General features: G+C 35.1%; 10 protein-coding genes. 8 read left to right on the top strand and 2 right to left on the bottom strand.

Annotated elements, in window-relative coordinates; translation table 11 throughout:
- Positions 1-51: 51 nt before the first annotated feature.
- Complete coding sequence (locus FD33_RS12675; protein WP_152319288.1) at positions 52-279, top strand: MFS transporter; 228 nt, start codon at positions 52-54, stop codon at positions 277-279.
- Between the two features lie 102 nt (positions 280-381).
- Here FD33_RS12675 and FD33_RS07795 read toward each other — a convergent pair whose 3' ends face one another.
- Positions 382-966: a hypothetical protein gene (locus FD33_RS07795; RefSeq protein ID WP_025086320.1), complete on the bottom strand. Its 585-nt coding sequence runs from the start codon at positions 964-966 to the stop codon at positions 382-384.
- Positions 967-1,179: 213 nt separating this feature from the next.
- Between FD33_RS07795 and FD33_RS07790 the strand changes: the two genes are divergently transcribed.
- Positions 1,180-1,845 (top strand): type 1 glutamine amidotransferase, encoded by a 666-nt coding sequence (locus FD33_RS07790; RefSeq protein ID WP_025086319.1) that lies wholly within the window; start codon positions 1,180-1,182, stop codon positions 1,843-1,845.
- A 13-nt stretch (positions 1,846-1,858) separates the two neighbouring features.
- Positions 1,859-2,458, top strand: a complete 600-nt coding sequence (locus FD33_RS07785; protein WP_025086318.1) for an alpha/beta hydrolase — start codon at positions 1,859-1,861, stop codon at positions 2,456-2,458.
- Positions 2,459-2,500: 42 nt separating this feature from the next.
- Here the strand turns inward: FD33_RS07785 and FD33_RS07780 are convergent, their stop codons facing one another.
- The gene (locus FD33_RS07780; RefSeq protein WP_025086317.1) at positions 2,501-2,740 is read right to left on the bottom strand and encodes a hypothetical protein; all 240 of its coding nucleotides are present in this window, start codon (positions 2,738-2,740) and stop codon (positions 2,501-2,503) included.
- Between the two features lie 117 nt (positions 2,741-2,857).
- Here FD33_RS07780 and FD33_RS07775 point away from each other — a divergent pair, with 117 nt between their 5' ends.
- From FD33_RS07775 to FD33_RS07755, 5 genes are all read left to right on the top strand, one after another.
- Positions 2,858-3,238: a YueI family protein gene (locus FD33_RS07775; RefSeq protein ID WP_025086316.1), complete on the top strand. Its 381-nt coding sequence runs from the start codon at positions 2,858-2,860 to the stop codon at positions 3,236-3,238.
- Between the two features lie 17 nt (positions 3,239-3,255).
- Positions 3,256-4,236 carry a ribose-phosphate diphosphokinase gene (locus tag FD33_RS07770; protein ID WP_054642828.1) on the top strand — a complete coding sequence of 327 codons (981 nt, stop codon included), beginning with the start codon at positions 3,256-3,258 and terminating at the stop codon, positions 4,234-4,236.
- 284 nt (positions 4,237-4,520) lie between these two features.
- Positions 4,521-5,225: a trehalose operon repressor gene (gene treR / locus FD33_RS07765; RefSeq protein ID WP_025086287.1), complete on the top strand. Its 705-nt coding sequence runs from the start codon at positions 4,521-4,523 to the stop codon at positions 5,223-5,225.
- 41 nt (positions 5,226-5,266) lie between these two features.
- On the top strand, positions 5,267-6,784 hold the full coding sequence (locus tag FD33_RS07760) for a PTS transporter subunit EIIC (protein ID WP_025086288.1): 1,518 nt from the start codon (positions 5,267-5,269) through the stop codon (positions 6,782-6,784).
- Between the two features lie 10 nt (positions 6,785-6,794).
- Positions 6,795-9,113, top strand: a complete 2,319-nt coding sequence (locus FD33_RS07755; RefSeq protein WP_025086289.1) for a glycosyl hydrolase family 65 protein — start codon at positions 6,795-6,797, stop codon at positions 9,111-9,113.
- Positions 9,114-9,233 lie beyond the last annotated feature (120 nt).

The raw sequence follows: 9,233 nt of genomic DNA, 5'->3' as shown, positions 1-9,233 counted from the left end.
CCAAATTTTTCGTCTGGGTAGAATTCTATTTAATCTTACAATCTACCATATATAAATATTAATTTTGAATCAAGGTTATCATCAATTCTTTATTTAATTGGGTATCAATTTTTTAGCCAGATCGGAGTTATCGGAGTATCGACACCTATTGGCAGGATGTATGACACAATAGGTTATAGACCGACATATATGTATTTGGGAATAATTATTCTTTTCTTTGTTTTGATTGGTTTTCTTACTCTGAGCAAAGACTCCGGCGTATCTTTGGAAAATAATTAAAGACATGACTCCCTGTGAATACAAGGAACATGTCTTAATGGCTTAACAATATTCGAATTTGTCTAACTTTTGTGTTGCGTTTTATAATTTCCAAACGATTTTTTACTTATTTAGGATATCTTCGATCTGACCGTGAACTTTTTCGGCTTTCCACCAACCATTTGATCTTGAGTAATGGTAGATTTTTTTAACATCGCGATTAGCAAATTTTTTAAGGGCAGCAAACGTTTTTGTACCCAATGCAATTATAGTAACATCTTTAGAAATCCCCAATTCATCAAGATGTTTTTCAAATTTTTCAACGTCGTCTTGGGTTATTTTTATTTTATTACTTTTACTCTCTATTGTAGAAGAAACATCAGTCATAAATGATCCCCAAATTTCAGTACCATAAAGGGCGGCAGCTAAGCGATAATCGGCACTCTTTTTAGCACCATGAAAATTTAGAAAGGGTTCGTTCACTTGGTCAATAGCCGCATTACCAGGATTCATTCCAGCAATAACGTATTTTAAAGATTCTAGTTTTGCGTCTAAATCCTTAGTTAATTTCTCTGATGGAAAATGATTAGGTCGGTAGTTATCTCCAAAAAATTTTTGACGCTCTTCAGGCGTTTTATTTGTAAGATCAGTATCTGGAATATCCCAAATTGCCCAACTATCCATAGAATTAAATTTTGGGTTTTTCATATTAATGTCTCCTATAAGTAATTTATTTAGAACCTCAACTATCGTTGATAAATAAAGAATAACATTGGTGATTGTCATAATATGTCACTATTTATATTTTGAAAATAAAATGCATTTTTATTAATAGGAAAGAATACCATGCTATAATATTTTCATCTTGGGCAGTTGCAGGCGATACCCAATTAAACATTGCCGTTGAGTGAAAGGATTTATATGCGAATAAATGTTTTGCAACACACTCCAAATGAAGGTCCAGGAATGATTCAGGATTGGTCACAAGCACATGGACATGAGATGTATATTTATCATCCATATCAGTTTGGCTACTTACCAACTGCTGATAAGACTGACATGTTGATTATTTTAGGAGGTCCAATGAGTCCTAATGATGACTTACCTTGGATCAAACAAGAGCGTGAATTGATTGTAAAAATGATTGAACAAGATAAGCCAATTTTTGGTGCTTGTTTTGGGGCTCAACAGATTGCCAAACAACTTGGTTACAATATTACTAAGGCACCAGCGAAAGAAGTTGGTTGGGCACCAGTATATTTGCAATCACAAGTAATTCCTGATTTACCTGAACAGATGAACGTCTTGCATTGGCATGAAGAAATGTTTGAAGTTCCCGATAGAGCTGAATTATTGTTCTCCAGTGATAAGGTTAAGAATCAAGGTTTCGTAATGAACCATCGTATTATCGGTTTACAATTTCATTTTGAACCAAAGGCAGATAATGTCCGCGAGATGGTGATAAATGATTTTCCATATATTGAAGGTTCAGTTTTGAATCAGACAGCTGATGATATTTTACAAATGTCTGTTCCAATTGAGAATCAAGATGTTCTATTCAAACTGCTAGATTATATTGCACTTTAATGGAGTTGAGATTTTGAAAAAAGTTATCCTGTATGTTCACGGGAAAGGTGGCAGTGCTGCTGAAGTTGAACGTTTTAAAAGAATTTGCCCTGATTATGATATTGTTGGGATTGATTACAAAGAATACTTGCCTTGGATTGTGGAAAAGCAAATCAAAGATACATATGATCAAATAAATCAGCAATATGATCAGGTTTTGATATTGGCTAATAGTATCGGAGCATACTTTTCAATGTTGACGAAAGATATGACGATAACCAAGGCTTTATTCATCTCTCCATTATTAAATATGGAGCAGTATTTATTAACTTCACTGAGGAAGAATAATATTACTGAAACTGAATTAAGGGATAAGGGCAAAATAATTATTGGTCAAGAAATTTTCTCCTGGCAGACTTTACAGTATGTCCGAGATAATCCGATTGATTGGCAAGTTCCAACTGAAATCCTTTATGGTGAACATGATGATCACACCTCGGAATCAATGTTGAAAGACTTTGTAAAAAAGCACAACGCTGATGTAACGGTGATGAAAGACGGTCAACATCGATTTCATACCAGATCACAATTAGCTTTTCTCGATAGCTGGCTTCAAGAAAAATTGGAAAAATAAAAATGACTTGAATTTATTTAAATTCAAGTCATTTTTTAATAATTAAATTTTTTTCTTCAAATGATAGGGAACTACACTCTTATCAGAGTCTTTAACGTCTGATTTTTCGTCTTTTGCAAAGTATACAACAAAAGATTTTTTATCGCTGACATCCTCAGCAACGATAAGGGATGATTCATAAGGATCTTTAGCTTTGTAAATTTGTGCTCCACGGACAGCCTCACCAAAGTCTTTAGAGTTGGCAATGGCATCGCCGGGGTTAAAAAATACCATCTCATCCATAAGTAACACATCCTTTCTTTACTCACATTATACAATTTTACTTGAGCGGTAAGGAACAATTATCATTCTTTTATATTATTACTTTCTCAGCTATACTATGACATATGGAGGGTTAATATGACTAACGTTGAAGATTATATAAAAAAGAATATTTTTGGCAAGCCACAGTTAAAGCCTGATGAGAAAAATAAATTTTTGGGAAACTTTGCTGAGAGGGTAGCGATTGCTTTAACCGTTTCACAAGTAAAAAATCCGGATAATGTAAAGATTGTTGAAAACGTAATGAAAAAGTACCCGGAGTATCATTTGTATTTAAATGGAAAAATAGATTCATATTTACTGGATAATTATCTACAATTGAGTGTAAAATTAAAGTATAAGTTTACAATAGTTTCACAATCGGGAGTTAGAACTAAAAACAAATCATTGTCAGAGAATGACATGGGCTTGGTGATTGCCGATGAGAGTAAACCTGTTGGTAGACCAGTACTTATATAATTTTTTGGAGGACAAATATGTCTAATAGTACATTAGATAACGTTGCTTTACTTTCTTTAAATGGTAATAAGCCATTAGCTAAGAGAATTTCTGACTACATGGGTATTCCATTATTGGATGCAAGTGTTTCACACTTCAGTGACGGTGAAATTAACATTCAAATTAATGAAAGTATTCGTGGAAAAGATGTTTACATTATTCATTCAGTTTCAGACCCTGTAAATGATAATTTCATGGAATTGATGATTGCTGTAGATGCTCTTAGACGTGCAAGTGCACAAAACATTAATTGTGTATTGCCTTACTTTGCATATACTCGTTCAGATAGAAAATCTCGTTCAAGAGAACCTATCTCTGCTAAGTTGTTTGCAAACATGTTGGAATTAGGCAAGGTTGATCGTGTGATCGCCCTTGATATGCATGCTGACCAAATTCAAGGATTCTTTGATATTCCTGTTGATCATTTACGTGCTATGCCTATTTTTGCCAGCTATTTTGAAAAGAAGATCAAGAATCCTGACGATTTTGTCTTCGTTGCTCCAGATCATAACTCAACTAAACGTGCTCGTGCCTTGGCTGAAGTCTTCGGTTCACAAATTGCTATCGTTGATCAAAGATCAACTGAAGATAGTAACGTTGTTCCTGACATTATCGGTGATGTTGACGGTAAACAATGTGTTATCGTTGATGATTTGATCGATACTGGTACAAGAATGATCAATAGTGCCGAAGCTGTTAAAGTTGCCGGTGCCAAAACAATTTCAGCTGTTGCTACACACCCAATCTTTTCAAAAGATGCTGCTAAGAGACTTGAGGCCTCAGATCTTATGCAAGTTCTAGTATCAGACTCGATTGTAGTACCTGATGAATGCAAGTTTGATAAATTAAGAATTCTTTCTGTAACAGACCTTGTTGGTGACGCTATTAAAATGACAGAATTGAATGAATCGATTGATTCTTTGTTTACTGTTCGTGATAGCTATACAGAAATTAAATAGACTAATATATATATAAATTAAAAGCAGACTTAATTGTGATGAGCGATTAGGCCTGCTTTTTTTTGAATAGAATTGCTATTAAATAAATAAAAAATTATGATTTAAATATTAAATAAATACAATCGGCATAAAAGAATAAATAAAGATGAAAAAACTTGTCTAGTTTTAGTTTGGTAATTCTTCCGGCGTTTGTAATCAACTTGTCTAGGTTTTTCCGTTAAGGCTGTTAAAACGTTGATGTAAGCGCTTTTTATTTATGCTAATCTTAGGTCGTTGGAGGTCATATGAAAAAGTACTTGGTAATCTACCATGATTTATTAAGTGGTATTCAAACACAGAAATATCAATCAGGAGAACTTCTTCCTAGCAATCAGCAATTGGTAATGCGTTACCACGTATCCCGGGAAACGGTGCGTAAGTCAATGCAGTTGCTAGCGGATGAGGGATATATTCAAACCATACGAGGCAAAGGAAGCTTAGTTTTAAGCACAAAGCGATTTTCATTCCCAGTCTCATCAATAAAAAGTTATAAAGAAATAGTTAAAGAAAACGGTATGGATTCAAAAAATAAGGTGATCAAAATTCAAGATCATGTTTTAGTGCCAGAAAACTTACTTTTTGGATCTGACCAAATTTACGCACAACTAATCGTACGAGAAAGAATCGTTAATGGGATACCAACCATTTTAGATTATGATTACGTGAATGAAGATATTGTCAAAGATATTCCTGCGGAAGAGGCTGAAAATTCATTGTTTCACTACTTTGAACATAATTTAGGATTAACAATTGATTATGCTATTAAGCATTTAACGATTGAAAATCCTGAGTATGAGGACTGCAATCAATTAGGAATTTCATCATCAGTTCCAATGGTCGTTGTGCGAAGTGAAACACATCTCACTGATAGCCGAATCTTATCATATACCGAGTCAAGACATCGAGCAGACAAATTTAGTAGTGTTGAATTTGCCAGACGTCATCATTAAGTACCAAAAATAAATATTAGTAATATGGGGGATTGAGAATAATGGTAAAGAGTAAAGATTATTCAGAGTTAGCATCGCAGATTATTTCTTATGTCGGTGGACCTGAAAATATTAATAAAGTTATTCATTGTATTTCACGTTTGAGATTTTATTTAAAAGATGAAAAGAAAGCTCAAACAGAAAAGATTACCAGCCTAGATGGTGTTGCTGGGGCTTTGTACAATGCCGGTTTAGGTCAATATCAAGTTGTCATTGGACCAGCGGTTACTGATGTTTATGATCAAGTAATTGCCCAATTGGGTGAGGACTTTTCTGACGAAGAGGCCACCGAGTCAGCGGTCAAAGAAACTAACAAACAAACTGAAACTCAACAAAGACCTACAAATCTATGGGGTTGGATTTCTAAAGGATTTCAATTATTAATTGGAACTATTACTGGTTCAATGATTCCTATTATCGGATTGCTTGCTGCTTCTGGTATTTTAAAAGGATTCTTAACACTCTTTACATTTAATTTGAATTTAATTGATACTAAATCAACAACTTACATCATTATTAATGCTATGGGCGATTCAGCCTTTTATTTCTTACCAATTTTAGTTGGATATACGGCTGCCAAACAGTTACGTTCTGATCCAATTGTTGTGGCTGCTATTGCTGGTGTTTTAGTTCACCCAACTATTGCTGCTTTATGGGCAGCACCAACTAAGGGTATGTCTACTTTCTTGGGGATTCCAATGAACGCTGAATTCTTCGGTATGCCTATTCATATTCCACAGTACACATATTCAATTTTCCCAATTATCTTTGCTGCTTGGTTAGCAAGACCAGTTGGTAATTGGCTTAAAAAAGTTTTACCACTGAGTTTACGTTCAATTTTCCAACCATTATTTACGCTATTTATTGTTTCTGCTGCTGTTCTAGTTATCATGGGACCTGTTATTTCCCTAATTTCAAGTGGATTAGCCGCCTTAATCAACATGTTAGTAACTGCTAATGAGGCTGTTGCTGGATTAGTAATTGGTGGTTTGTATCAAGTCTTAGTAATTTTCGGTTTGCATTGGATGGTTGTTCCTATTGTTTCAAACGATATCGCTATGACTGGTCATTCAGTTTTGAATGCTTTGATCAACTTTACAATGATTGCTCAAGGTACAGGTGCTTTAGCCGTTTGGGCTAAGACAAAGAATGCTAGTGTTAAAGGCTTATCATTAGCTGGAGCGCTATCAGGTTATGCCGGTGTTACTGAACCTGCCATGTATGGTATCAATTTGAAATATGGACGTGTTTTCTGGATGTCTAATATTGGTGGTGCCGTTGGTGGTTTCCTTGCCGGATTAATGAAGATCGATATGTTTGGTTTCACAGGTTCATTGATTGGTTTCCCATCATTCTTCTCCAAGACAAATCCTAACAATATTTGGGCTTTCGTTATCGCTAGTGTCGTAACAATTGTTATCTCATTCGTTTGTGTTTACCTATGGGGCTTCAGTGATGCTGACTTAACTAAAGTTAAATCTGCTCAACAGAAGAACGTCTTTAAAGATGCTGTAAAATAAGGAGATCATTATGACAGAAAATTGGCAAATAGTTTATCGGGATACGCCAAGAGGTGTTAAATCCTACAGTCAAGAAGCTTTGTTAACTTTAGGTAATGGATACCTCGGTTGGCGAGGTGCACCGTTGATGAGTCGTTATAACGCTGACCATTATCCTGGCTTATATGTTGCCGGAATTTTCAATCAAACAACGACCAAAGTTAATTCTCGAGATATTGTAAACGAGGATCCGGTTAATTTTCCCAATCCTCAATTATTAAAGATCAAAATTAACGAAACTGAAATTACAGTTCCTTATGATCAACGAAAAGCCACTCTGGATATGCACAAAGGCAAGCTAACAGAAGAGTTAGTTTACCCAGTTGATGCAGGGCATTTATTCGTCAAAACAACTAAAGTTTGTGATCCAGTATCTTATCATCGCTTGGCTTTAAAGGTAGAGTTATCTTTAGATTTCTCAGCTCAAGTCGGTGTTGAAATGATAATTGACGGTAAGATTAAAAATCAGAATGTGGCACGTTATCGTAAATTCAATAGTCAGGAATTCAAAGTAACTCAAACGGCTGATCATATTTTGCAAGGGAAGACTCTACAATCAAATATTAACTTTGCCGTAGGAGCTAAAACAACTAGTTCAGAGGCTAACTTTGAAACAAGTTATAATCAAGATTCAATTGTGGATCACACAACAATTAAGTTAGCTGCTAAACAGGTCTTGGATATTAAACGAGTCATGGCAGTGGCTACTGATTATGAAGATCCAAATTATCTAAAGATTGTTAAAATGGCTCTTGATGAAGGTACCTTTGAAGAAATTTATCAAAGCAATTTACAACATTGGTCTGACTTTTGGAAAGTTGCTGATGTTGAAATAACTAGCGATGACAAGGATATTCAAAAATTGATTCGTTTGAATATTTTCCAATTACATCAAGCTGCACAAAAATTAGCTAATCCGGACTTAGATGCCTCAGTTGGTTCGCGTGGATTGACAGGTGAAGGTTACCGTGGTCACATTTTCTGGGATGCACTCTTCTTTGTTCCTTACTACACAGCTATTGAACCAGAGACGGCCAGAGCTTTAATGAAATATCGAATTAAACGCTTGCCAGCTGCTAGAAGGAATGCGGAGTTGCAACGAGAACATGGTGCTATGTATCCTTGGCAATCAGCTAGTATTGGTGACGAACAAGCTCAGTTGATTCATTTAAATCCAATGACCAATGAATGGTATCCAGATAATTCACGTCTTCAACGTCATGTTTCTTTAGCCGTTGTTTATGATATTTGGAGTTATACACAGATGACAGGTGACAATAGTTTATTGAAACAAGGTGGCCTAAACGTTCTTTTACAGACAAGTAAGTTTTGGCTAGAAAAGGCGGAATATGATGGTGAAAACTATCATCTATCTGGTGTTATGGGTCCAGATGAATTCCATGAAGCTTATCCGAATACGAATCAAGGCGGTTTGTCAGACAACGCTTATACTAATATGATGGTAGCTTGGTCATTGTCTTGGCTATTGAAATTACGTAAGAAAATGCCAGAAACTTTTGCTAAAGCCTGTGAAGAATCAGACTTTGATGAAACGTTAATTCGTAAGGCTGATGAAATGGCTCATAAGTTAAAAGTTTATATCAATGATCAGGGGATTATTGAGCAATACAATCACTACTTTGAATTGAAAGATCTGAATTTAGTTGACTATGAAAAAAAGTATGGTGATATTCATCGAATCGATCGTATCTTAACAGCTGAAAACAAGTCTGCTAATGATTATCAAGTTGATAAACAAGCTGATTCATTGATGATGATTTACAACTTGGGGCCACGAGTGATGGAAGAAACCGTAAAACAGTTGGGTAATAATTTGCCAAAAGATTGGTTGAAAAAGAATCGCGATTACTATTTAGCCAGAACTGTACATGGATCAACCGTTTCTAGACCTGTTTATGCTAGTGTTGATATTGCTTTAGGTGATGTTGATAAGGCTTGGCAAAAGTTACAAGTAGCTATCCGCTCTGATTATGACGATATTCAAGGAGGAACAACTGCTGATGGTATTCATACCGGCGTTATGGGTGCAGTATTGACTGTTATCATGCGTGACTTTGCGGGTGTAAAATTCGTAGATGGTAAATTGAATATTGATCCACAATTACCAAGTAAGTGGCAAAGATTGTCATTTACACAAAAGTATTGTGGTGTTAGATACCGTCTAACTTTTGAGGATAATGAAATAAAGGTTAAAGCTGATCATGGCTGTGTTATAAAAGTACACGGACACGAATATCAATTGGAAGCTAATAAGGAAATCAGCTATTAAAAAATGTCCAGAAATTAATCAAATAATTTCTGGACATTTTTAGGTAAAATACATAATAATAGCAAAATGGTAGATTGTAAGATTAAATAGAATTCTACCCAGACGAAAAATTTGGATAGA

Source organism: Companilactobacillus paralimentarius DSM 13238 = JCM 10415 (genome assembly GCF_001434985.1).
Taxonomy (GTDB): Bacteria; Bacillota; Bacilli; order Lactobacillales; family Lactobacillaceae; genus Companilactobacillus; species Companilactobacillus paralimentarius.
Note: the sequence above shows the minus strand (reverse complement) of the source record. Positions and strands in the feature narration are given on the sequence as shown.